The sequence below is a fragment of the Delftia sp. genome, from assembly GCF_059499305.1.
Map to the genome: position 1 here is coordinate 40,892 of NZ_JCABYI010000017.1, position 23,856 is coordinate 64,747.

The following is a 23,856-nucleotide window of genomic DNA, read 5'->3' on the forward strand; positions in this document are numbered from 1 at the left end:
CCACCATGAACCACGACGAGAACGCGCGCACGCAGGTCTTTGTGGCGCGCACCATCCTCACCATGAACCCGGCCCAGCCGCAGGCCACCCATGTGGCCGTGCAGGGCGGCCGCATCTTGGCCGTTGGCCAGGAGGCCGACATGGCTGCCTGGCCCGAGGCCGAACGCATCGACCACCTGCACGGCAAGGTCCTCATGCCCGGCCTGATCGAGGCGCACAGCCACCTGATGGAAGGCGCCATGTGGGAGGCCGTGTACCTGGGCTACTTCGATCGGCGCGATCCCGAGGGCCGCCTGTGGCCCGGCCTGCGCACGCTGGACGCCGTGCTGGCGCGCCTGGCCGAGGCCGAGCGTGCCCTGCCCGATGCGCAGGCCACGCTGCTGGCCTGGGGCTTCGATCCCATCCTCTTCGGCAGCAGCCGGCTGTCGGTGCGCGAGCTGGACCGTGTCTCCGCCACGCGGCCCATCGTCATCCTGCACGCCAGCGTGCACCTGATGAATGTGAACTCGGCCATGCTGGCGCTGGCCGGCATCGACGAGGACACCGACATCGACGGCATCCACAAGGACGCCGAGGGCCAGCCCACGGGCGAGCTGCAGGAATTCGCCGCCATGTATCCGGTGCAGAAGGTGATCGGCAGCGCGCTGTCTCTGGCTGCCGCCGAGCAGCGCGAGGCGATCTGGAAGTTCGGCCGCGTGGCCCAGCTCGCGGGCGTGACCACGGCCACCGACCTGGTCAGCGATCTCTCGCCCCAGGGCCTGGCCGCGCTGCGCGAAGTCACGGGCGACGCGGCCTATCCGCTGCGCATCGTCCCGGCCTTCGCGCCGCAGCGCAACCCGGAAGGCGGTGCCGCGCGCGTGCATGCTGCAGCGGCGTCCTCGGCCAGCGACAAGCTGCAGTTCGGCCCCGTCAAGTTCATCGTGGACGGCTCCATCCAGGGCTTCACGGCGCGCCTGCGCGCTCCCGGCTATGCGGGCGGGCAGCCCAACGGCCTGTGGCTGATTCCCCCGTCGCAGCTGCCCGCGCTGTTCGAGCCCTTCCACCTGGCCGGTCTGCAACTGCACATCCACACCAACGGAGACGAAGCCACCGAAGTGGTGCTGGATGTGATCGAGGACCTGCTGGCCAGGCACCCGCGCGCCGACCATCGCCACACCCTGCAGCACTGCCAGCTGGCCAGCAGCGCCCAGCTGCAGCGCGCCGCGCGCCTGGGAATGTGCGTCAACTTCTTCTCCAACCATCTCTACTACTGGGGGGATGCCCACGCCGAGCAGACCGTGGGCATGCAGTGGGCCTCGCGCATGAACGCAGCGGGCACGGCGCGGCGCCTGGGCATGGATTTCGCCATGCATTCCGATGCGCCCATCACTCCCATCCACCCCCTGTTCACCGCATGGTGCGCCGTGCAGCGCGAAACCGCTTCAGGCCGCGTGCTGGGTGAGGCCGAGCGCCTGTCGGTGGACGACGCCCTGCATGCCATCACCATGGGCGCGGCCCGCACCCTGAAACTGGAGCAGCGCGTGGGCAGCATCGAGCCCGGCAAGCTGGCGGACTTCGCCGTGCTGGAGGACGATCCCCGCGCGGTGGCGCCAGCGGCCCTCAAGGACGTGAAGGTCTGGGGCACCGTGCTGGGCGGCCGCATCTTCCCCGCGCCCGGGTCAGCGCCATGAGCACGCCGGCCGCCGCGGCGCAGCGGGCGCCCATTCCCATGGTCGTCGTGGGCGGCTATCTGGGCGCGGGCAAGACCACCTTGCTCAACCGGCTGCTGGAGCGCGCCGATGGCCTGCGCGTGGCCGTGCTGGTCAACGACTTCGGCGAGATCAACATCGACGCCGCCCTGATCCGCACGCGCAGCAGCGACGTGCTGCAGCTGGAAAACGGCTGCATCTGCTGCTCCATCGGCGGCCGGCTGGCCGAAGCCCTGGCCGCCGTGGGCGCGCGGCCTGACCGACCGGACCTGCTGGTCATCGAGGCCAGCGGCGTCTCCGACCCCGTGCGCATCGCCCAGGTCGGCATGCTCGACCCCGCACTGCAGCTCAACGCCATCCTGGTGGCGGTGGATGTCCAGGACGTCGATGAGCAACTGTGCGACCCGCTGGTCGGCGACATGGTCCGCCGCCAGATCTCGGGCGCGACGGCGCTGGTGCTGACCAAGGCCGATCTGGCCGGCGCATGTGCCACCGAAAAGGTGGCCGCGCGCGTGGCCGGCATGGCGCCCGGTGCCGTGGTGCTGGCTGCCCGACATGGCGAGATACCGCTGGCCGTGTTCATTGATGCGGCTGCCTCGCCACGCCGCCCGCAAGGCCTGCTGCAAGCGGGCGGCTCCTGGAAAAGCCAGGCCGGGAACATGGCCGGCATGGCCGATGTGGGCAGCTTTTCCTACGCAACGCGCCGCTGCTTTGACCGGCAGCGGTTGCGGCAGGCGCTGCGTACGCTGCCTGTCCCCCTGTTGCGGGCCAAGGGCATCGTGCGGCTGGGCGGGCAGGACAGCGTCCAGGAAGTCCACGTGGTGGGTGGGCGCTTGCGCATTGCCAGCCTGCATGGGGCCAGGGTCTCGGAGTCCGTGTTTGTCTTCATTGGCTGTTTCACGGCGATGGGGCGGGAGGCGATACTCCGCTGTCTTGAGGGAGCCCTGGCCGCGCCATGAAGACAACTTTGGCGGTGTCGAAATTTTTGGAATTTTGGATTTCGGGCCAAAAAAACGTATTAGAATTTAGGTCTTCTAGGGGAGTCGCCAAGTTGGTAAAGGCACCGGATTTTGATTCCGGCATGCGAGGGTTCGAGTCCTTCCTCCCCTGCCAGATAGACGAAAGCCCTGACAGTTCTGCTGTCAGGGCTTTTTTGTTTTCAGGCCGTGGCCTGCTGCGGGCTGGAGTTCACAGCTGAACCCGCGCCCGCCCTGGCGGCATCCAGCGTTGCGCGTATGCCCTGCGCATAGGGCGTCTTGGCGATGGGGCCCAGCAGGGCGTGCAGGGCGGAGTCCTCCATGATCAGCGGATCGGTCAGCAGGTAGTGCATCTCGGCCAGCTCGCGCATGAAGGGGTTGAACAGGCCGGCCAGGCGCAGCGCGGTCTTTCCTGCAACGCGCAGCTTCAACGGCCTGCCGGTCAGGCGTTCGATCTCCGAAACGACGTCGCGCTGCGTGATCGCCCCCGCGCCGGCGAGGTGCCAGACCTTGCCGAAAGCCTGCGGCGTGCCGATCAGGCGCGCCACGACGGGGCCCACATCGGGCACATAGACAAACTCATGCGGCCGGTCCAGCGGGCCGACCATGTCGGCCCGGCCGCCACGGGCCGCCGCCTCGAAGGCTCCGTGCAGCAGGCTGTTGTGCACGCCCGGGCCGTAGAAGTCGGGCAGGCGCAGTACGGCGGCCTCGATGCGGCCCTGTGCGTGGGCCTGCAGCAGCAGGTCTTCCTGCGCCTTGCGCATGCGTCCCTTGAAGGTATGCGGGTTGCGTGGATGGTCTTCCTTCACGGCATGGGCCTGCGCCTTTCCATAGGGATAGACGGTGCCGATCAGTACGATGCGGCGCACGCCGGCGGCAATGGCGCCGTCCAGCGTCCTGCGCATGAGCTCGGGATGCAATGCGAACTGCCAGTAGTTCACGCCCACCAGGTAGACCAGCGTGTCCACGCCGTGGGCGGCAGCCTCGACGGAGCCGGTGCTGTCCGGGTTCCAGGGGACGATCTCGGCCAGCGGGTCGGCGCCGAAGGTCTGGCGCAGGCTGGCTGCGTTGCGGCCGACTACGCGGTAGGCGCGGCCCTGTTGTCTGAGCGCGGTGGCCAGGCTCTGGCCGATGGCGCCTGCGGCGCCGAAGAGTGCAATGGATGGCATGGGCTGGGTCCTGTGGTGACAGCCTCAGTGTCAGCAACCCGCTGCAAAAAGAAAATTGCCTAGAATTCTCTGGTGTCCATGCATAAATGAATGGATGAGTGATGTCGGAACCCCACTGGGAGTGGTATCGCAGTTTTTTGCAGGTGCTGGAGTCCGGGTCGCTGTCAGCGGCGGGCCGGGCCATGGGTGTGGCGCAGCCGACCGTGGGCCGGCACATCGACGGGCTGGAGTCGGCGCTGGGCCTGCAACTGTTCACCCGCTCATCCGATGGCTTCGCGCCCACGGAGGCGGCCTACGAGCTTCAGCCCTATGCAGCCAGCATGGCCGCGACGGCGGCCGCGCTGCGCCGCGTGGCGGCCAGCCATGGCTCGGGCGTGCGCGGCACGGTGCGGCTGACGGCCAGCGAGGTGGTGGGCGTGGAGGTGCTGCCGCCTGTGCTTGCGCAATTGCGCGCGGCACACCCTGAACTGGGCATCGAGCTGGTGCTGTCCAACGCGGTGGACGACCTGTTGCGCCGCGAGGCCGACGTGGCCGTGCGCATGTTCCGGCCGCAGCAGGAGGCGCTGGTGGCACGCCATATCGGCGCCATCGAGCTGGGGCTGCATGCCCATGAAAGCTATCTGTCCGCACGCGGCGTGCCGGAATCGCTGGAGGACCTGGCCGGGCATTCGCTCATCGGCTTCGACCATGAAAGCGCCCTGATCCGAAAGATGCAGCAGCAGTTTCCCATGCTCACGCGCGAAGGCATGGCGCTGCGCTCGGACAGCGACCTGGCCCAGTTGGGCGCCATCCGCGCGGGCTTTGGCATTGGCGTGTGCCAGTCGGCATTGGCGGCCCGGGAGCCGGGCCTGGTGCGGGTGCTGCCCCAGGCGTTTTCATGGAAGCTCGATACCTGGGTGGCCATGCACGAGGACCTGCGCAAGAGCGAGCGCTGCGCCGTGGTCTTCAAGGCCGTGGCCCAGGCGCTGACGGCCTATGCCAGAGGCGGTGCCTGACGCCCGGCACCCAGGGGCACTTGTGCTTCAGCCGGCGTGCAGCAGGCAGGAGCGCGCGAGATGGCGCAGCGTGGACTTTCTGCGCTGGGTGGCGACAAAGGACTGGCAGTTGTGGGCGATGTAGGCGGCCATGACCACGGTCAGGCTGGCGATGGCCCACAGCGGAATGGGCAGCAGGGAATCGAGCAGCACCGCGCACACGGCCAGCATCGACAGGCAGGGCAGCAGCCGCAGCAGGGCGGCTTGCCGGGGTTGCTGATTGCGCAGCAGGGTGAGGATTTGGGTGGCGGTCAGCCTGCGGAATCTGCCGGCTTGCTTGCGAAAAACGTTCACGGCGCGGAAGGGCGTTGATGTGGATCAAAAATTTGTGTGCAAATGTATCATCTTGGTGCATGCCCATCAAGCGATGTGTGGCGCCATGACAAAGGCCCGCGCAGGGCGGGCCTCTTGCGGCAATGCCTGTGCAGGCGTCAGCGCATCTCGATCTCGATGGCGATCAGCACGAAGGCTGCCATCCACAGCGTCTCCACCACCAGCAGTGCAAAAGGCCGCCAGCCGGCCTGGGCCAGTTGCTGGAACGAGGTCTTCAGGCCCAGGGCCGCAATGGCCAGCACCAGGCAGTTGCGCGACAGGTCGCTCAACTGGTGCTGCAGGCCCGGCGGTACCCAGCCCAGCGAGTTGATGGCCACTAGCGCGACGAACACCCACAGGAACCAGGGCACCAGGCCCGGCTTCTTGCCGTGGTGCTGCTCGGCCGCTGCCTCGCGCTGGCGCTTTAACAGGGCCGAGACCATGACCACCACCACGGCCAGCATGGACACGCGGAACAGCTTGACGATGGTGGCGTAGTCGCCCGTGGCCTGGTCGATGGTGTAGCCCGCGCCCACCACCTGGGCCACATCGTGGATGGTGCCGCCGATGAACAGGCCCGCCAGCTCGGGCGGCAGATGCAAGGCGCGCGCCACCAGCGGATACAGCACCATGGCGGCCGTGGACAGCACGGTGACCGTGACCACCACGGTGAGCGTGAAGCGGTCGCTGTCCTTGTCGCGCGGCAGCACCGACGAGATGGCCAGCGCCGCCGAGGCACCGCAGATGGCCACCGCGCCGCCCGACAGCACGCCCTGCGGGCGTGTCAGGCCCAGGCGCCGGCCCAGCAGCGTGCCGCACAGCAGCGTGGTGACCACGGCCGCGATGACGATCAGCGCCGTGGTCCAGCCCAGGCCCGCGATCTGCGTGGCCGTGATGCGCGCACCCAGCAGGCCCACGCCCAGGCGCAGCACGCCGCGCGCGCAGAACTCGATGCCCGGCTTGGCGCGCGCGTCCTGGCTCAGGAAGTGGAAGGCCACGCCGAAGAACAGCGCGAACAGCAGCTGTGGCCCGCCATGCAGCGTGGAGACGAAGGTCGCCGCCAGCGCGATCACGCCCGACAGGCCCGTGCCGGGCAGGAGCCTGAGCCACTGCAGCATGCGCGGCACGGGCGCCTGCGCAGCCACCTGTGCTTGGACCTGGCTCATGACTGCTCCTTGCCGCCCGCCGCGCTGGCCAGCACGGCCAGCGCGCAGGACGCAATGCGGCTGGCCACCGAGTCCGAACGGCTGGTCAGCACGATGGGCACGCGCATGCCCAGCACCAGGCCCGCGCATTCGGCGTCGGCCATGTAGACCAGCTGCTTGTAGATCATGTTGCCGGCCTCCAGGCTGGGCACCAGCAGCACGTCGGGCTGTCCCGCCACGTCGGAGACGATGCCCTTGTGGTGCGCCGAGCGCAGCGAGATGGCGTTGTCATAGGCCAGCGGCCCGTCGAGGATGGCGCCGCTGATCTGCCCCCGGTCGGCCATCTTGCACAGCGCGGCCGCGTCGATGGTGCCGGGAATGGCGGGGTTGACCGTCTCCACCGCCGAGAGCACGGCCACGCGCGGCCGGGCAATGCCGATGGCACGGGCCAGGTCGATGGCGTTCTGCGCAATGTCGCGCTTGTCCATCAGCGTGGGGAAGATGTTGACCACGCAATCGGTCATCAGCAGCGGGCGCTCGAAGCCCGGCAGGTCCATCACGAACACATGGCTGGCGCGGCGGCTGCCGCGCAGGCCGGCCTCGCGCGCCACGGCGGCGCCCAGCAACTCGTCGCTGTGCAGGCTGCCCTTCATCAGCGCGCGCGCCTGGCCGCTGCCGCACAGCGCCGCCGCCTGGGCAGCCGCCCCGCGTGGATCGTCGGCTGTGGAGTGGATGGATGCGCCCGCCAGGTCCAGCCCGGCTGCCTGGGCCGCCGCCCGGATGCGTGCCTCGGGGCCGACCAGCAGCGGCGTGATCAGGCCCGCCTGCGCGGCCTGCATGGCGGCCTGCAGCGAGCCTGCATCGCAGGGATAGGCCACGGCCACGGGAATGGGGCCTTGCGCCTTGGCCTGGTCGAGCAAGTGCTGGAGATGGGGACGGGGCGTGGCGGGCGCATCGTCGGCGGCCACGGCAAGTGAAAGTGGGGGGACCATGAAAGCTCCTGCGGGAAAGTACAGGGCCCGGCGCGAGCAACGCAGGGAATCTGGGAATCGGCTTTCGAGGGCCTTGCGCTTCACCCAGGCGCATGAAACCGGCGCGGCCCATCCCAGGGACACCGAGGAAGGGCCGCCCCGCACCGAGGGTGTCGTCCCCCTCCCCCGCGCAGCGGGTAGAGAGGGGGAAGGCGCGTCAGCGCCTCAGGGGGTTAGACAAAGTCCTTGTACTTTTCGAGGAAGCGCACGGGCTTGGAGAGCGCATCGCGGCGGAACGGGTCACCCAGTTCGCGCGTGCACATCACCTCGATCACGCAGGTCTTGCCGTGGTTCATCTGCAGGTCGATGGCCTTCTTCAGCGCCGGGCCCACGTCCTCGATCTGGTCGACCACGATGCTCTCGGCGCCCATGGCGCTGGCAATGGCTGCGAAGCTCTCGCTTTCCAGCTCGCCGGCCACGAAGCGGCGGTTGTAGAAGTCCACCTGGTTCTTCTTCTCGGCGCCCCACTGGCGGTTGTGGAAGACCACGGCCGTGACGGGAATGTCATGGCGCACGGCGGTCATGATCTCCACCATGCTCATGCCCCAGGCGCCGTCGCCGGCGTAGGCGATGGCCGGGCGGTCGGGCGCCGCGCACTTGGCACCGATGATGGTGGGCAGGGCATAGCCGCAGTTGCCGAAGCTCATGGGCGCGAAGAAGCTGCGCGGCTCGTCGAAGCGCAGGTAGCTGTTGGCCACGGAGTTGATGTTGCCGATGTCGGTGGAGACCATCACGCGCGGCGGCATGGCCTTCTCCAGCTCGCGCAGCACCTGGCGCGGGTGCAGGTACTTGCCGCCCGTGGGCGTGCGCTCGCCCTTGGCCTCTTCGATCATGTCCAGGCTGTAGGGGTCGCGCTCATGCGTCCACTCGTCCAGCTCCTTTTCCCAGGCCGCCTTCTCGGTGGCGATGGTGTCGGCGCGCGCGGCCTTGGTGGCGTCGCAGGCCAGGGTCTGGCCCTGCAGGCGGCGGCCCAGCTCGCGTGCCACGGCCTTGGCGTCGCCGTGGATGCCCACCGAGATCTTCTTGACCAGGCCCAGGTTGGTGTGGTCGGCCTCGACCTGGATGATCTTGGCGTTCTTGGGCCAGTAGTCCATGCCGTGCTGGGGCAGGGTGCCGAAGGGGCCCATGCGCGAGCCCAGCGCGATCACCACGTCGGCCTGGGCGATGAGCTTCATCGCGGCCTTGGAGCCTTGGTAGCCCAGCGGGCCGGCCCACAGCGGGTGCTTGGCGGGGAAGGCGTCATTGCGCAGATAGCCCGTGACCACGGGTGCGCCCAGGCGCTCGGCCAGCTGCCGGCACTCCTCGACCGCATCGCCCATGACCACGCCGCCGCCGGCCAGGATCACGGGGAACTTGGCCGTGGCCAGCAGTTCCGTGGCGGCCTGCAGGCTGTTTTCGCCGCCCGAGCCGCGCTCCACGCGCATGGGCTTGGGGATTTCGCACTGCACTTCGCCATAGAAGTAGTCGCGCGGAATGTTCAGCTGGGTGGGGCCCATCTCGGAGATGGCGCGGTCAAAGCAGCGGGCCGTGAACTCGGCCATGCGCTTGGGGTTGCAGACATGGCCCTGGTACTTGGTGAACTCCTGGAACATGGGCAGCTGGTTGGCTTCCTGGAAGCCCCCCAGGCCCATGCCCATGGTGCCGGTCTCGGGCGTGATCATGACCACGGGGCTGTGGGCCCAGTAGGCGGCAGCAATGGCGGTCACGCAGTTGCTGATGCCGGGGCCGTTCTGGCCGATCACCACGCCGTGGCGGCCCGAGACGCGCGCATAGCCGTCGGCCATGTGGGCCGCGCCCTGCTCGTGCACCACGGGGATCAGGCGAATGCCGGCGGGCGCGAAGATGTCCATGGCATCCATGAAGGCCGAGCCCATGATGCCGAACATCTCCGTGACGCCGTTGGCCACGCAGGTCTCCACAAAGGCTTCGGAAGGGGTCATCTTCTGGACGCCTTCGACCACCGTACGATTGTTGGCTGCAGTCATGTTGTCTCCTTGAAAATGGAACTTTAAGTTCCGAAAAAAGAAATTACGGCGCAAGTCTAGGTGTGATTTCGCCTGGATGTCAAACAAATTTCTTTTTTCGGAACAAATTGACTCGAAAAATTGAAAAACATATGATGGCCAACACCATGAACACCCGAGACCCTGTCCCTGCCCGTATCGATGGCGATACCCCCAACCTGCGGCTGTTCGCGCTGCTGGAGGCCATTGCGCAGAAGAACGAGCCCTTCACGCTGCAGACCATGGTCGAGGAGACAGGCCTGCCCAAGCCCACCATGCACCGCATGCTCCAGCAGCTCGAAGGCGCGGGCATCCTGCAGCGCGAGGGCAACGGACGGCACTACGGCACGGGCCGGCGCCTGATGCGGCTGGCCGAAAGCGTGCTGCTCAACAACACCACGCATGGCGCGCGCCACGCGGTGCTGGCGCAACTGGTGCGCGACATCGGCGAGAGCTGCAACATCACCGCCTTCTCGGGCAGCGAGGTGCTCTACCTGGACCGGGTGGAAACGCCCGCGCCGCTGCGCTTTTATCTGCACCCGGGCTCGCGCGTGCCGGCCCATTGCTCGGCCACGGGCAAGCTGTTCCTGAGCCAGATGGCGCCCGCGCAGCGCAGGCGGCTGCTGTCGGCCGTGCCGCTGGAAGGCTTCACGGCCAATACGTTGACGACCTTTGACGCGCTGGACGCCGAGCTGGACCAGGTGCGCGCCCAGGGCCATGCCTTCGACAACGAGGAATTCCTTCCCGGCCTGCTGTGCCTGGGCGTGCTCGTGCCCTCCATCCAGGGCGGTCCCTCGAACATGGGGCTGGCCGTGCAGGCGCCCATCTTGCGTTTCACGCGCGAACGGGCGCTGTCCTTTCTTCCCCAACTGCGCGCGGCGGCCGAGGCGATTGCGCGCATCAACGACGAAGTCCCCCCGGGAGCCCCTGACGATGACTGAGCTGACCCTGATGCATCCCACGCGCACGCTTGGCGTGCGCGAGACCTTCGGCCTGGACACCGACATGCAGGTGCCGGCCTTTGCCGAACGCAGCGAGCATGTGCCGGCCGTGGACCCGGCCTACCGCTTCAACCCGCAGGCCACGCTGGCCATCCTGGCGGGCTTTGCGCACAACCGGCGCGTGGTCATCCAGGGGCTGCACGGCACGGGCAAGTCCACCCATATCGAGCAGGTGGCGGCGCGGCTGAACTGGCCCTGCGTGCGCGTCAACCTCGACGGCCACATCAGCCGGCTGGACCTGGTGGGCAAGGACGCCATCGTGCTGCAGGAGGGGCGCCAGGTCACGCAGTTCCAGGAAGGCATCCTGCCCTGGGCGCTGCAGCGGCCCGTGGCCCTGGTCTTCGATGAATACGACGCGGGCCGGCCCGACGTGATGTTCGTCATCCAGCGCGTGCTCGAACGCGAGGGCAGCTTCACCCTGCTGGACCAAAAGCGCGTGCTCCAGCCGCATGCGCAGTTCCGCCTCTTCGCCACCATGAACACCCTGGGCCAGGGCAACCTCAGCGGCCTGTACCACGGCACGCAGATGCTCAACCACGCCCAGCTCGACCGCTGGAACCTGGTCACCAGCCTGGACTACCTGGCACCGGCCGAGGAAGCCGCCATCGTGCTGGCGCGCGTGCCGCAGTTGGCCACGCCGCAGGGGCGCGAGCAGGTGGCCGCCATGGTGGCGCTGGCCGCGCTCACGCGCAAGGGCTTTGCGGTGGGCGACCTGTCGCTGCTGATGTCGCCGCGCACCGTCATCACCTGGGCCGAGAACGCGCAGATCTTCCATGACCTGCGGCTGGCCTTCGAGCTGTCCTTCCTCAACAAGTGCGAGCCGGCCGAGCGGGCCATCGTGGCCGAGTACTTCCAGCGCTGCTTCGGCCAGGAACTGGCGCTGCGCGACGAGCCCGCCCATGCCTGCTGAGGCATCCCCCTCGCTGGCGCGCATGGAGGCCTGGGGCGGCGCGCTGCTGCGCGCCATGGCGGGCGATGCCTCGCTGCAATGGAGCGGGCAGACGCTGTACCGGGGCACGGCGCCCGTGGTGCTGGCAGCGGCCCACCAGGCCGATGTGCCGGCCCGATTGGCCGACCAGCGCGGCCTGCTCGACGGTGCCAGCCTGCGCCTGCGCCTGAGCGATGCCGCGCTGCACGCGCGCCACCTGCCCGGCGACCCGGTCGAGCGGCTGGTGTTCGAACTGCTGGAGCAGTTGCGCGTGGAAAGCCTGGCGCCCGAGGAATGGCCCGGTGCACGCGCCAACCTGCATGCGCGCTTTGTGCACTGGAGCCAGGCCTTTGCCGATTCGGGCCTGACCGAAAGCAGCCTGGGTATCCTGCTGTTCACCGTGGCGCTGACCGCCTGGAGCCGCCTGAGCGGCCATGAGCCGCCCGATGCCCTGGCCGACCTGGCCGAGGCCACGCGCGCCGGCCTGTCGGCGCAACTGGGCGCGCAGTGGGCCCTGCTGCGCCGCCACCGGCAGGACCAGCAGGCCTTCATTGCGCCGGCCCTGGCCATCAGCCGCTGGGTGGGCCAGGCCGTGCGGTCAGCCCAGGAAGAGGCGCCGCGCGGCGCTGGCGGGCCGCGCCGGCGGGGCAGCTTCGCGCTGCCGCTGCACTTTGAATCGCAAAGCCTGGATGCGCCGCCCGTGGCGCTCAGCGGCGACAGCCGCGCCTGGGCCGGCTCGGCCCACAGCTACCGCGTGTTCACGCGCGCCTATGACCGCGAGGCGCAGGCCACCGAGCTGATCCGCGCCGCGCAACTGGCCGAGTTCCGCGAGCAGATGGATGAGGAACTGGCGCGCAGCGGCTTCCATGCGGGCCGGCTGGCCTGCCACCTGCAGCAGCGCCTGGCCGTGCCGCGCCACGACGGCTGGCAGTTCGGCCTGGAGGATGGGCACCTGGATGCAAGCCGGCTGGCGCAACTGGTCAGCGATCCGCAGCAGCGCGCCATCTTCAGGAACGAGCTGCCGCGCCCCGTCAGCGATGCGGCCGTGGCCCTCCTGCTGGACTGCTCGGGCTCGATGAAGGCGCATGCGCGCCCGCTGTCCCTGCTGGTGGACCTGCTGGGCCGCGCGCTGTCCATGGCCGGCGTGCCGGTGGACGTGCTGGGCTTTTCCACCCAGGCCTGGAACGGCGGCCGCGCCCGCCGCGACTGGCAGCGCGCGGGCCAGCCCTACATCCCGGGCCGGCTCAACGAGCGGCTGCACATCGTCTTCAAGGATGCCGCCAGACCCTGGCGCCACGCCCGCCACGGCATTGCCGCGCTGCGCAGGCCCGACCTGTTTCGCGAGGGCGTGGACGGCGAGGCCGTGGAATGGGCCTGCGAGCGGCTGCTGGCGCGGCCCGCGCAGCGCCGCATCCTGCTCGTCATCTCGGACGGCTGCCCCATGGACACGGCCACGCACCAGGCCAACGACGAGCACTACCTGGACCAGCACCTGCGCCAGGTCATCGCCCGGCACGAGCGCGCGGGCGATGTGCAGATCCGCGCGCTGGGCGTGGGCCTGGACCTGGGCGTGTTCTACCGGCGCAGGCTGGCCGTGGACCTGCGCGAGCAGATCGATGAGGCCTTGCTGATGGACGTGGCGGAGTTGATCTGCCGGCCGTGATGCCGGCCTGCTAGCGGCGTCGCTCAGCGACCATTTCGTCCGGGCAGGGCGGCAGATCTAGCGGATCTGCGCGACAAAGTCGCTCACCAACTGCGCAAATTCCACCGGCATTTCCACGGCACTCAAATGCGCGGCGGGCAGCGACACCAGCTGCGCGCCCGGAATCTGCGCCTGCATGTCTTCGGACAGGGAAGGGGGCGTGGCCTCGTCGCGGCTGCCTGCAATGACCAGCGTGGGGCAGGCGATGCGCCGGTTGCTCTCGCGCAGATCGATGCCGCCCACGGCCGCACAGGCCGCCGCATAGGGCGCGGCCGCCGTGGCCTCCAGCCCGGCGCGCAAGGCTGCCACTCGGGCGGCCTGCCCGGCGCGGAATTCGGGCGTGAACCAGCGCTGCATGGCGCCATCGGCAATCGCGGCCACGCCCTGGGCGCGCACCGTGGCAATGCGCGCCTGCCAGCCTGCGCGCGCGGCCTCGTCGTAGTAGCTGGCCGAATTGGCGATGGTGATGCTGCGCACCAGCGCCGGATGGCGCGCGGCCAGGGCCTGGGCCGTCATGCCGCCCATGGACAGGCCCACGAAGTGCACCGGCCCCTGGTCCAGCGCCTCGATCACGCCAGCGGCGTCGTCGGCCAGATCGTTCATGTCGAAGGCCTCGCCGATGGCGGGCGAGCGGCCATGGCCCCGGTGGTCGTAGCGCACCACGGTGAAGCGGTCTTGCAGGGCCTGGGCCACGCCGTCCCACATCTGGAGGTCACAACCGAGCGCGTGGCTCAGAACGAGGGCCGGGCCTTGGCCCTGCTGCACAACATGGAGTTTCGACATGGCGGTCACTGCTTGGGGAAAAGGTGATTATGGGATGGCCGGTGCAGGCTGGCGGATACGGATACCACGCATATCCGGCATCCGGCCAAGGCGCGGCGATGGCGGCGCTCAGGCCACCCTGTCCCAGAACTGCAGCTGTGCCGACCCCGGCGCGATCAGTTCCAGATAGTCCTGGCAGGCCGGATCGAACGGTCCCTGGCCCCACTTGCTGCACAGCTGGTGGGCGCGGCCGGCGCTGTCGGCCAGCACCACGTCGGCATACAGGCCGGGGTCGTGGGCGCTTCGCATCACGCCATGGGCCGTGAAGCCGGGCTCATTCCGGTACAGGCCATCGGCCATGCGGTGCGCGGCGGCGGCCAAGGCATGGGAATCGGCGCCGGGGCGCAGCCGGAACAACGAGAACTCCATGCCCTGCGGCAGCCCATGTTCCCCGCCGTGGCTGAACACGCTGGCGCCCAGCAAGGGAGGATGCTCCACGCGCATCAGCCCGAAGTAGGCCGCGCAGGCAGCCGACCGGCCGGCCTGCGCCAGGGCGGCACGGGCAGCCTCCTGTGATTGCCAGGTGACGACATCCGCATAGCGCCCCTGGCCCAGCTGGACCAGATGGCGTGACAGGCATCCGCCCTGCACATCCAGGAACTGGTGCTGCATGGCGCTGGCGGCTTGCAGCAGGGTGTTTTCCGTCACACCGGGCAGCAGGCTGAACGCTGCCCATTCGATGACTTGCATGGCATTTTTCCGTGGATTGAACATGCCGCCCATGGTCCCTGCATCGCTGCCATTCAATGGCTGTCAATTGCGCCATGATGCCGGCCATGAAACCGCGCACGCTGCCCGCCCGTCTGTGCCGGCTTGAAGCCCTTTCCCAACGCCTGTCCGATGGCGCCGTGCACGGCGTGGCGGCGCTGTCCGAGGAACTGGGCGTCAGCCAGCGCACGCTGGCGCGCGACCTGTCGTTGCTCAGGCAGCAGGGCTGGGAGCTGGACAGCTCCTCGGGCAGGGGCGGCGGTGTCCGCGTGGTCCATCGCTGGCCCTCCGGCCGCGTGACCCTGCGGGGTGACGACGCGCTGGAGCTGCTGATGTCCCTGGCGCTGTCGGAAGCCCTGGGCCTGTCGCTGGCGGGGCGTCATGGCGAACTGCGCCGCCAGTTCGCGCGCTGCTTTGCGCCGGCCGATCGCGCAGATATCGCGCAACTGCGCCAGCGCATCCGCGTGGCCTCGCCGGTGTCCGTCGAAGTCCAGGCTTCGCTGCGCGAGCGTGCGCAGGGCGTGGAGGCGCGCGCCAGCGTCTACCAGGCATTTGCACAGCAATGGATGCTGGCCTTGACCTACCTGGACGGACGCCAGCGCCGCAGCGAGCGCGTGGTGGAGCCGCAATGTCTGCTGCTGGCCTGGCCGTTCTGGTACCTGCTGGCCTGGGACTGCGAGCGCGAGGGCGTGCGCACCTTCCGGCTGGACCGCATCGTGCAGGCGCGTCGCGGCGGACAGCGCTTTCAGGTGCGCGACCCGGCCCGGTTTTGGGCCGCCTGCGACGAGGTCGGCGTGGCCCTGTGACGGCCTGCCCCCATAATCCCCAGCCATGCAAGCCCTGCGCAACTCCGTCCCACTGGCCCGCCTGGTCATGGCGTGGTTCGCGCTGACGCTGGGCCTGGCCATTGCATCGCCCCTGGTGCACCCCCAGGCCATGGAGCTGGTCTGCACGGCTGGCGGCAGCGTCAGGCTGGTCGTGGTCAACGGTGAAGAAGGACAGGCGGTGTCTGCCCAGCATTCGCTGGACTGCCCTCTGTGCCTGGCGGTGACGCCGCCGCCGGCGCATGTCCCTCCCTCCTGGGCGCAACTGCAGCCGATGGGCCGCGCGCTGCAGCCCATCGTCTCTGCCCGCATTGCCTCCCTGGTCGGCGCGCCGCTGCCGCCGCGCGGGCCTCCCTTGTTGATGTTGATCGCCTGAGCCCTTGGCTGCTTGCAGCGCTGTCCCGCGCTGTCTGGCCGCTGGCCTGTCTCAGAACATTGCCGCACCGGCCGGGCGCAGCCTTGGCGGCGCGGCTTCGCCAAGATTCCACGCAGGGATGCCATGTTCCGTTCCGATTGCCATGCGGCGCCGCAGCGCGCCGCCGATTTTTCTTCGACCCGCCCATCCGTTGCTTCCGTCGCCCTGTCTCGCCGTGCCTGCCTTGGCGGCGGCCTGGCCGCACTGGCGCTGCTGGCCGGCTGCAAGCCCGCCGCCGTACCGTTCAAGGGCATAGACCTGACCGGCGCCCAGTACGGCCGGGACTTCCGCCTGCGCGATGCCGATGGCCGCGAGCGTACGCTGGCCGACTTCAAGGGCCAGGCCCTGATGGTCTTTTTCGGCTTCACCCAATGCCCCGATGTCTGCCCCACGGCGCTGACGCGCGCCCTGGAAATACGCCAGCTGCTGGGGCCCGATGGCCAGCGCCTGGCCGTGGCCTTCATCACTATCGACCCCGAGCGCGATACGCCCGAGGTGCTCAAGGCCTATGTGGGCGCCTTCGACCCCGGCTTTGTCGCGCTGCGCGGTGACGAGGCGCAGACGGCCGAGGTCGCCAGGGAATTCAAGGTCTTCTACAAGAAGGTGCCCACGGGTGCGTCCTACACCATGGACCACTCGGCCATCACCTATGTCTTCGATCCCGAGGGCCAGCTGCGCGTGGCGTTCCGCCATGAGCAGGACGCGCAGGACTGCGCAGCCGACCTGCGGCAGATCCTGCAGGCTGCATGACGGCTCTGCACTTTCTCAGGAGGCCGGCGCAACAGGCCTTTGCGCAGCGGCCCCCGCCCTGGCCCAGGCAGCGACCATTCTTGCGGGGGTGAAGGTACGCCAGCGGCGCGAGCGCCGTTGCCATCGGTCAAAACCTTGTCTGGATCGTCCCGTCCTTGTGCTAAAAATGTGCGGCTCCATCCACCCGGACGCTCATCCAGCCAGACGGAAAGGGACACCCGGCGCCATGAAGACGCTTCTTTCTGACAAGGTGCTGCGGCGCCTGGTGCTTGGCAACCTGCTGGTCGCCGGCCTGCTGGGCCTGGCCACCTGGCTGAGCCTGCGCGCCAACCACCAGGCCGACCTGGACCTGGGCGTGGCTGTCACCCAGAACCAGGCCCGCAGCCTGAGCCTGGAGCTGACGGCCGAGATGCGGCTGGTGGACAACGCATTGGCCACCGTGGCAGGCCGCTACCGCAGCCGGGGCCTGGACGGCGACGATGTGGCGGCCCTCGCCCTCTATGAAATTCTGCAGGAGCAGCGTGCCCTGCTGCCCTTTGTCACCGCGCTGCGCGTGACCGACGCCAAGGGCCAGGTGCTGCTGACGGCCAACGAGGAAGAGCCCCCGTTTTCCGTGGCCGACCGCAGCTACTTCGAGCGCGCGCGCCACTCCGACCGCATGGTGATCTCCGATCCGCTGGTCAGCCACTCCTTCAACAAATGGGCCATCGTGATGGCACGCCGGCTGCAGTCCGGGGACGGGGATTTCAAGGGCATCGTCTATGCCGTGGTCTCGGCCACGCATTTCCAGTCGCTGTTCCGTCGCCAGGCCTTCGGGCCCGACAGCGCCATTGCGCTGCGCTCGGACAAGGACCTGCTGGTGGCCCGCTACTCGGCGGCCGATCCGTGGTCGGTGGCCGGCATTGGCGGCTCTGCGGTCTCCAGCGAGTACCACCATGCCCTCGCCGGCAACCGGGACAGCGGCTGGTACATCACGCCCACGGTGATGGACGACGTGGAGCGCATCACGGCCTACCAGCGGCTGGCCGGCTATCCCCTGACCGTCTTCACGGGCCTGGGCACACAAAGCTACCTGGCCGCATGGCGTGCATCGGCCTGGCGCGCCTGGGCACTCACGGGTCTCAGCATGGCACTGATCGCGCTGGGCTCGGTCAGCCTCTACCTGCTGCAGCAGCGCGAGCGCGTGGCGCGCATCCGGCTTGCCGAGCTGCTGCGCCAGCAGGAACTGTTCATGGACAACGACCTCATCGGCATCGCCCGCCTGCGCGAGCGCCGGCTGCTGTGGACCAACCAGGCCCTGCAGCGCATGCTCAAGCGCCCGGCCGGCGAGCTGCAGGGCACCTCGGCGCGCATCCTCTACCCGGATGAGGAAACCTATGAACGCTCCGGCGAGCTGGCCTATGGCGCACTGCGCTCCAGCGGCAAATGCCATGCCCAGATGCAGCTGAAGACCAGCGATGGCAGCCTGCTCTGGGTCGATGTCAGCGGCGCAGGCCTGGCCGACGGCGAATCGATCTGGGTCTTCGTGGACATAGACGCGCTCAAGCGTGACGAGCAAGCCGCACAGCACCAGGCGCTGCACGACGTGCTGACCGGCCTGGCCAACCGCCGCGCACTGCAGGCCCGGCTGCAGCGCGAACTGGCCCAGGCCTGCGGACCGGGGCAACTGGCCGTCTGCTTCATGGACCTGGACGGCTTCAAGCAGATCAACGATACCGAAGGCCACGATGCCGGCGACGAAGTGCTGCGCATCGTCGCCCGCCGCCTCACCACCCAGGCCCGCGAAACCGACTGCGTGGCCCGCATGGGTGGAGACGAATTCGTGCTGCTGCTGGGCGAACTGGCCTCGGCCAACGACGCCCTTCAGGCCATGCAGCGCTGCCTGGCCTCCATCTGCCAGCCCATCCGCCTGGAAAACGGTGCAACCGTCCAGGTCGGCGCCAGCATCGGCATCGCCCTCAATGCCGCCCGGGAAAACACCACCCAGCTGCTGCAGCGCGCCGACGAGGCCATGTATGCGGCCAAGCGCGCGGGCAAGGGGAGGGTGGTGGTGGCGGAGGAGTAAAGGCGGAAAATATGGTAATCCCTCGGATAAATCCGAAAATTGGATTGTGGAGTCTCTCTTTGGGGAAGCTCTGATGGAGAGATCACTTCTCCAAGCCTGTCTTATGGCGCTCCATATTTTCCGATGCAGATTTTATGGCGGGTATATAAGAATAGCTGGTCATGAACTTATCAAGATTCTCAAGGCCTATTTGGTGATCTTTGCTTGCTATCACTTTCTTCATGATTTTTAATCCAATATCCGGAGAAATGGATAGCGCCAGCAGCTCTCTGGGATCTATGAGTGGATTTTTGAAGGGGGCAGAAAGAATATCCACGGAATCTGCCCCATTGAGGATTGACTCAACGTTTGCTTTGGCCATGGCCCATTCATTGTATTGAATGGCTTCTGTCAGGCTGAAACTGAAAGGAGCGCCGGAAAATTTTATGGGATGGCTGTTTATGTAAACCAATAGTTCTTGATCTATGATCTTTTTTCCGTTGCTTTCTGTTATGCCGGATATGTAATTGTATAGCACAATATTTGAATATTCGTCCCCTGTGTTTAAACCGTTTTTGATCATCGCTTTGTCGTCAAAAAGAAAACCCATGTGTATAGATTCTCCAGCATATTCTGCGGTGGTCAGGATCCCATTTTTCAGTCCCAAGTCGAGAACTCTGATGGCTTCGGAGGCGTTATCCAGACTATTGAGTGATCTCGTATAGTCGAAAATTGCGGATTTGACTATGTCTTTGGATCTGTTGCTGTCAATGACGCTAAGCAGTTCTTGGCGGAGGGATTCTCTGACCTCTCTGCGTTGGGTCGATCGAATGATGTTGTGAAGCCGGTTAGTTGCTTGCAATTTCTCATCGTGGGATAACGGATCTGCAAGAGATGTGCGAAATCTATCAATTTCATCCTGAATGAATGCGGAAGTCTGGGATGCACTTGATTGTTGCTGTTCCACTGTGACTTGATTCGCATTTTGTGTGTCTTCGTTTGCTGTGCTTTTTGATTGTTGATTAAAAATTTCGGTCTTTACATTTGGTGTGATGTGGTTCTGCGGTTTTAAAGATTCGTTTATAAATAGATAGGCTGCATATAATGCGGCGACAATGATGGAGTAAGATATTATTCGCTTCATTGCCATTGCTTGAGTTTGTTGTACAAGGCAGCAGGTGCTTTGACATTGGCTCCTGTTGCATCAATATATTTTTGATACCATGAGGCTATATTTGCATCAATAATTCGTAAAGGTAGCCATCGGCCCTGAATGTGTGAGTGAGTATGTGATCCAGGACTTCGAACCGTTGCGCCCATAATATCCGTTATAAAAGTATCACACCGATATCTTCCTTTCGTCGGAGGCCAGGTTACGTATTTATTCCAGTCCCTGCTGGGTGGAATATTCACCGTAGGCTCGGCTGGAATAACGTAAGGTGTCACAATATATGTTGCACCTATGACATATATTTGATTTGCTCTCGCAACCATCGCATACAAGGCTGGGTAAGATTGCTTGTTAGCTCTTGGTCTGTCAAAATCCTCTGTGCATGCAGAAGAGAAGCAAGAGAGTACGTTGTGGGCAGGCCATTTGGTTCTGCTTATTGGCCAAACTTTGCTGCGTTTGAAAAAATTCTCGTAGTTGTTTTTCTGAACAACCTGCGGCTCGTTGAGAACTTCAATTACGGAAGTTCCATCCCATATTCCGATGTGCCCAGCACCTTCGATAACTGGCCAATCTAGATTTCTCGCAACTATGTCTCCGACATAATATGGGCGCTCTTTAATTCCGTCGCCAGGGAACTTGATTTTTACAGGTGAGTTGTTCAATTGCTCGACGAAACCATTACGTCCTATGGAGTAAACTAGAACTCTGTGTTCCTGTCCGTCTTTCAAGTCTTCAGTAAGATTTATGGGTATGGAGAAACCATGCGCACTGTGGCTGCCAAGGCAAGCCGATCCTACAGCGGGTTCCCTGATTATATTTGCGCTGCTCCCACCAAGAAATTGGTTGTCATCGCGCCAAACGTGTACGGCCACTATGTCATTCGGAAATCTGACATCACACGCCCAGCCAGTAACCATTGCGACCGAATAGTTGTCAATGTATCCTTTTGAAAATACATTGTTTGCATAGATGAGAAATGCAAGAAGGAAATAGTATTTTATATTGCGCATGGAATTTCATTTCAATTTTCGGTTGATATATGAATGCGGCGGCAATAGATGTCGTAGATTGCCTAGAAACTAAAGATGATTGGATTTTCATGCGCGAGGAATTCATGCTATTCTCTATGCGTCTCGTTGAAAATAAGACAACTCCTATTTTTCTTTGTTTTTGAAGGAAAAATAGGAGTGTTCCTAGTTCGGGTGCGCGGAGCTAGGTGGTGAAGCCATATGGCGGCATCGCGTTAATGCCGCAGACAAGGCTCTGCCGAAACCAATTTGGCAGTTTGGGCTGTTCACGGTTGTGAACAGCAAAAATGGGCGTTGCGAGACGCTCGCTCCGCGTGCGGCAAATGCCAGCAGGCTAAGAAAGCCCCAATTTCGAGAGTCGAACCAAAAGTCGACGCCATGCCATTGATAGCCCGAGGCCGGGCGGCAGACCCGGCCTTTTCTTTTCTTGCTTTCGCTTTTCAGCGCTCGGCCTCTTCAATCCATATCCGGATCCTCGTCGCAGCCCGAGCCATTGACGGAGCACATGGAGCCTATCTTGATTTTCCGCATGGGCTGCTTGGCCAGCCTTTCACAGCGCGACATTTGCTCGGCATACATATCGTCCATGTGCGTGCCGTCAATCATGATCACCCCATTGCGAATGATGGGCTTTGCCTGACCATCGGCAAGGGCGAAGGCCATTTTCCTGAGAAGAAAACCGGCATGGTGGCAAGGGCCGAGGGCCATGGCAATCCTGGCCATTTCAGGATCAGGAACGCGATTTTTGGCCTGCGTCAGGCTGTCCATCTTTTCCATGAAAGCCCCATCGTTCTGCGCGATCTGCCCCACCAGCTTGGTCATGCCCGCCTGATTGCGCTTTTTCACAAGATCCGCGATCTGGTCCTCCAGGCGTCTTGCCGCAGCGGCATCACCGAATGCAGCCAGAGAGGCAGATAGTGCATCGTTCTCTGCCGCCGATACTCCGTTCGGCACACACAGTACAGCGCTCGCAGCGAGCAAGGCAGCCATGATCCGGCGAGTCCGGATTGCGCCTTGCGGCCGCAGGCGTCCTCCCAATGCAATGGTGTTCATGTTCTTTGAAGATGGATTGAAATGAAAAATCTCCATTGCACAGGTGCAGTGGAGAAGAAGGGCTTGGGCGGGAATGGCCAAGCCGCCGAACTCTATCTCAATATGCGAATTGATATGCAGGCATCAGCCAGTCAATTGCTTTGTCGCACCACCAGCTCATGACCCAGATCCAGGCTTGGCGATTCACCGGTATCTCCCCGCATCCATTGCCGCAGCATGCGCACACCTTCGGTGCCGACGCGGCCAAGGTGCGGATTGTGGTGGCGGGTGGGTAGGGCTATGGAGGCCGTACCGCTGCTGTGATCGGGGCAGTTACCGGGCCAAGGTGGGCCTTGGGCTCAACAAGGCAAGACCTCGAATGCCGAGCCAAAAGACGACGCAAGGCCGTTGATGGCCCGTGTGCACACGCGTGCCCGGTTGAATGCGATGTCGCACAGCAGCGCGATGGCAAAGGCCAGATAGGCCATGTAGGCCAGGCCGATGTAGCTGCCAAACACAATGGTGTGCAGCCAGTCCTGTGCGAACAGATACAGCATGGCAGTCACCGCCGAGGCGGTCACCAGCACGATGGCGGGCAGTGCCAGCTGCAGCCCCGCCCGCCTGCGTCGCGCCGTCACGCCGGTCAGGGCCAGAAACACCAGCGCATTGGACGCAGTGAAGATCCTGAACTCCCGCAGCAGGCTGGCCGTGGTCTGGTGGTAGGCCGACTCGATGAATTCCACCAGCCGGGCGCGCATCTGGATCAGCGATGCCAGCTGGGTGGCTTGGCGCTGCTGCATGTAGACGGCATTGCGCTTGCGGCATTCGCAGTCGGCGCGGCGCATGTCGGTCATGACCGAAGCCAGCTTGTCGGGGATGCCTGCCTCGATCTCGCGCCGCACTGCGGCGATCTCGCTATCTGTCCTGCCAAGCGCTTTCTGGGCCAGGTCCGCCATGCGCGAGCCTGTCAGCGTGTCCAGCTGGGTGCCCAGCCTGTGCTCGATCTCGATGCGGATGATCTCCTTGCCCAGGTTCTCGACCAGCAATGGCGAGGAAAACGAGAGCACGAAGGCCGATCCGAACAGAACCGTGCCCACGATGCCGAAAACCAGGATGAGAGCCCGCATATCGTCGCAGTGCAGTGGCTTGTCAGCGCTTTTGCGGCGCCATGCCCAGCGTGGCCAGCAGCCCCCTGCAGCCGTCCTCCACCAGGTCCAGCACGTCCTCGAAACCCCGTTCGCCGCCGTAGTAGGGGTCGGGCACTTCGCGCGCGGTGTGCTCGGTGCAGAAGTCCGTCAGCCGCTGCACGCGGTGCCATTCGGACTCGGGGCAGATCCTGCGCGCGGCGGATTCGTTGGCGCCATCCATCACCAGCACCTGGTCGAATGCCGTGAAGTCCTCGGCCCGCAGCTGCCGCGCGCGCTGCTGCGAAAGGTCATAGCCGCGCCGCGCGGCATGGGCCTGGGAGCGGCGGTCGGGTGCCTCGCCCACGTGGTAGCCGTGCGTGCCTGCAGAGTCCACTTCGATGCGGCCCGCCAGGCCCGCGTCGGCCACCATTTTCTCGAGCACGCCGTGGGCCGTGGGGCTGCGGCAGATGTTCCCTGTGCAGACCATGAGGATTCTTTTCCTCTTGGTGGCTGGCCTGCTGCCAGCTGACTGTTCCCGAATCTGTTCCATAAATCTCCCTGTGGGTAACGGGCTTCACGACATCTGGATGGCCTGCGATGCCCAGGCGCTCGCCGGCATTTTCCACGCCCCGCACCTGATCTGCCGGGCCGCTTATGCTGCGCCCATGGTGGAACTGCTTTGTTTCTGGATGGCCCGGGTGGGTGCGGCCCTGCTGGAGTTGCGGTTGCTGCGCAGCAGCGACGGCGGCTTCAGGGTGATGGTCATCACGGCGGCCATCGTGGTCATCGTGTGCCTGGCGTTGCTGTCCTTTTACGCCTGAGCCCGCAGTCCCGGGTACCGTCGGGCCGGTTGTCAGGGGTCCGCGCCATGGGCAGCTGACGAACCCAATGCAGCGCCATCTCGCATTCCAGTGCGGATGCTTAGATCACGGCGCAGGCGAGGCA

At 65.5% G+C, this 23,856-nt stretch carries 23 protein-coding genes and 1 tRNA gene; 12 read left to right on the forward strand and 12 right to left on the reverse strand.

The window, feature by feature from the left end:
• The first annotated feature begins 5 nt into the window (after positions 1–5).
• The 3 genes from AC5I49_RS10260 to AC5I49_RS10270 all read left to right on the forward strand — a co-directional run bounded on the left by AC5I49_RS10260 (position 6) and on the right by AC5I49_RS10270 (position 2,801).
• Positions 6–1,670: an amidohydrolase gene (locus AC5I49_RS10260; protein ID WP_043791715.1), complete on the forward strand. Its 1,665-nt coding sequence runs from the start codon at positions 6–8 to the stop codon at positions 1,668–1,670.
• Positions 1,667–2,647, forward strand: a complete 981-nt coding sequence (locus tag AC5I49_RS10265; protein WP_288899053.1) for a CobW family GTP-binding protein — start codon at positions 1,667–1,669, stop codon at positions 2,645–2,647. Before AC5I49_RS10260 ends, AC5I49_RS10265 begins: the two co-directional genes overlap by 4 nt.
• 77 nt (positions 2,648–2,724) lie before the next feature.
• Positions 2,725–2,801: transfer RNA gene (locus tag AC5I49_RS10270), tRNA-Gln, on the forward strand.
• Between the two features lie 46 nt (positions 2,802–2,847).
• Here the strand turns inward: AC5I49_RS10270 and AC5I49_RS10275 are convergent.
• On the reverse strand, positions 2,848–3,834 hold the full coding sequence (locus AC5I49_RS10275) for an NAD-dependent epimerase/dehydratase family protein (RefSeq protein ID WP_043791713.1): 987 nt from the start codon (positions 3,832–3,834) through the stop codon (positions 2,848–2,850).
• 101 nt (positions 3,835–3,935) lie between these two features.
• On the opposite strand from AC5I49_RS10275, the gene AC5I49_RS10280 reads away from it, so the two are divergent.
• Positions 3,936–4,829, forward strand: a complete 894-nt coding sequence (locus AC5I49_RS10280; RefSeq protein ID WP_016450081.1) for a LysR family transcriptional regulator — start codon at positions 3,936–3,938, stop codon at positions 4,827–4,829.
• 27 nt (positions 4,830–4,856) lie between these two features.
• On the opposite strand, the gene AC5I49_RS10285 is transcribed toward AC5I49_RS10280, so the two are convergent.
• The 4 genes from AC5I49_RS10285 to xsc form a co-directional block, all read right to left on the reverse strand.
• Positions 4,857–5,162 carry a hypothetical protein gene (locus tag AC5I49_RS10285; protein ID WP_061289345.1) on the reverse strand — a complete coding sequence of 102 codons (306 nt, stop codon included), beginning with the start codon at positions 5,160–5,162 and terminating at the stop codon, positions 4,857–4,859.
• A gap of 137 nt (positions 5,163–5,299) precedes the next feature.
• Entirely contained in the window at positions 5,300–6,346 is a 1,047-nt protein-coding gene (locus AC5I49_RS10290) for a YeiH family protein (protein ID WP_495789284.1), read from the reverse strand.
• The gene (locus tag AC5I49_RS10295; RefSeq protein ID WP_495789285.1) at positions 6,343–7,317 is read right to left on the reverse strand and encodes a bifunctional enoyl-CoA hydratase/phosphate acetyltransferase; all 975 of its coding nucleotides are present in this window, start codon (positions 7,315–7,317) and stop codon (positions 6,343–6,345) included. Before AC5I49_RS10295 ends, AC5I49_RS10290 begins: the two co-directional genes overlap by 4 nt.
• A gap of 212 nt (positions 7,318–7,529) precedes the next feature.
• Positions 7,530–9,341: a sulfoacetaldehyde acetyltransferase gene (gene xsc, locus AC5I49_RS10300; protein ID WP_209672567.1), complete on the reverse strand. Its 1,812-nt coding sequence runs from the start codon at positions 9,339–9,341 to the stop codon at positions 7,530–7,532.
• 131 nt (positions 9,342–9,472) lie between these two features.
• Here xsc and AC5I49_RS10305 point away from each other — a divergent pair, with 131 nt between their 5' ends.
• From AC5I49_RS10305 to AC5I49_RS10315, 3 genes are read left to right on the forward strand one after another with little or no spacing between them, the layout of a single operon-like run.
• On the forward strand, positions 9,473–10,300 hold the full coding sequence (locus AC5I49_RS10305) for an IclR family transcriptional regulator (RefSeq protein ID WP_392451257.1): 828 nt from the start codon (positions 9,473–9,475) through the stop codon (positions 10,298–10,300).
• Entirely contained in the window at positions 10,293–11,270 is a 978-nt protein-coding gene (locus AC5I49_RS10310) for an AAA family ATPase (RefSeq protein WP_013803829.1), read from the forward strand. The genes AC5I49_RS10305 and AC5I49_RS10310 overlap by 8 nt, the downstream gene beginning before the upstream one ends.
• Positions 11,260–12,951: a cobaltochelatase CobT-related protein gene (locus AC5I49_RS10315; protein WP_495789286.1), complete on the forward strand. Its 1,692-nt coding sequence runs from the start codon at positions 11,260–11,262 to the stop codon at positions 12,949–12,951. Before AC5I49_RS10310 ends, AC5I49_RS10315 begins: the two co-directional genes overlap by 11 nt.
• A 57-nt stretch (positions 12,952–13,008) precedes the next feature.
• Here the strand turns inward: AC5I49_RS10315 and pcaD are convergent, their stop codons facing one another.
• Positions 13,009–13,773, reverse strand: a complete 765-nt coding sequence (gene pcaD / locus AC5I49_RS10320) for a 3-oxoadipate enol-lactonase (RefSeq protein ID WP_209803428.1) — start codon at positions 13,771–13,773, stop codon at positions 13,009–13,011.
• Positions 13,774–13,881: 108 nt separating this feature from the next.
• Entirely contained in the window at positions 13,882–14,502 is a 621-nt protein-coding gene (locus AC5I49_RS10325; RefSeq protein WP_026063043.1) for a hypothetical protein, read from the reverse strand.
• A gap of 86 nt (positions 14,503–14,588) precedes the next feature.
• Between AC5I49_RS10325 and AC5I49_RS10330 the strand changes: the two genes are divergently transcribed.
• The 4 genes from AC5I49_RS10330 to AC5I49_RS10345 all read left to right on the forward strand — a co-directional run bounded on the left by AC5I49_RS10330 (position 14,589) and on the right by AC5I49_RS10345 (position 18,574).
• Positions 14,589–15,326: a helix-turn-helix transcriptional regulator gene (locus tag AC5I49_RS10330; protein WP_495789287.1), complete on the forward strand. Its 738-nt coding sequence runs from the start codon at positions 14,589–14,591 to the stop codon at positions 15,324–15,326.
• 25 nt (positions 15,327–15,351) lie between these two features.
• The gene (locus tag AC5I49_RS10335; RefSeq protein ID WP_495789288.1) at positions 15,352–15,720 is read left to right on the forward strand and encodes a DUF2946 family protein; all 369 of its coding nucleotides are present in this window, start codon (positions 15,352–15,354) and stop codon (positions 15,718–15,720) included.
• 123 nt (positions 15,721–15,843) lie between these two features.
• Positions 15,844–16,509 carry an SCO family protein gene (locus AC5I49_RS10340; protein ID WP_047325976.1) on the forward strand — a complete coding sequence of 222 codons (666 nt, stop codon included), beginning with the start codon at positions 15,844–15,846 and terminating at the stop codon, positions 16,507–16,509.
• 226 nt (positions 16,510–16,735) lie between these two features.
• A complete protein-coding gene (locus tag AC5I49_RS10345; RefSeq protein WP_016454311.1) occupies positions 16,736–18,574 on the forward strand; it encodes a sensor domain-containing diguanylate cyclase in 1,839 nt (612 codons plus the stop codon).
• Positions 18,575–18,656: 82 nt separating this feature from the next.
• On the opposite strand, the gene AC5I49_RS10350 is transcribed toward AC5I49_RS10345, so the two are convergent.
• The 5 genes from AC5I49_RS10350 to AC5I49_RS10370 all read right to left on the reverse strand — a co-directional run bounded on the left by AC5I49_RS10350 (position 18,657) and on the right by AC5I49_RS10370 (position 23,461).
• Positions 18,657–19,703 carry a hypothetical protein gene (locus tag AC5I49_RS10350; RefSeq protein ID WP_047219229.1) on the reverse strand — a complete coding sequence of 349 codons (1,047 nt, stop codon included), beginning with the start codon at positions 19,701–19,703 and terminating at the stop codon, positions 18,657–18,659.
• Positions 19,694–20,734: a hypothetical protein gene (locus AC5I49_RS10355; RefSeq protein WP_495789289.1), complete on the reverse strand. Its 1,041-nt coding sequence runs from the start codon at positions 20,732–20,734 to the stop codon at positions 19,694–19,696. Before AC5I49_RS10355 ends, AC5I49_RS10350 begins: the two co-directional genes overlap by 10 nt.
• 474 nt (positions 20,735–21,208) lie before the next feature.
• Positions 21,209–21,886, reverse strand: coding sequence for a hypothetical protein (locus AC5I49_RS10360; protein ID WP_250439387.1), 678 nt, complete (start codon positions 21,884–21,886; stop codon positions 21,209–21,211).
• A gap of 257 nt (positions 21,887–22,143) precedes the next feature.
• On the reverse strand, positions 22,144–22,911 hold the full coding sequence (locus AC5I49_RS10365) for a hypothetical protein (RefSeq protein ID WP_046240903.1): 768 nt from the start codon (positions 22,909–22,911) through the stop codon (positions 22,144–22,146).
• A 22-nt stretch (positions 22,912–22,933) separates the two neighbouring features.
• Positions 22,934–23,461 (reverse strand): low molecular weight protein-tyrosine-phosphatase, encoded by a 528-nt coding sequence (locus tag AC5I49_RS10370; protein ID WP_446682068.1) that lies wholly within the window; start codon positions 23,459–23,461, stop codon positions 22,934–22,936.
• Between the two features lie 37 nt (positions 23,462–23,498).
• Between AC5I49_RS10370 and AC5I49_RS10375 the strand changes: the two genes are divergently transcribed.
• The gene (locus AC5I49_RS10375) at positions 23,499–23,732 is read left to right on the forward strand and encodes a hypothetical protein (RefSeq protein WP_017407940.1); all 234 of its coding nucleotides are present in this window, start codon (positions 23,499–23,501) and stop codon (positions 23,730–23,732) included.
• Positions 23,733–23,856 lie beyond the last annotated feature (124 nt).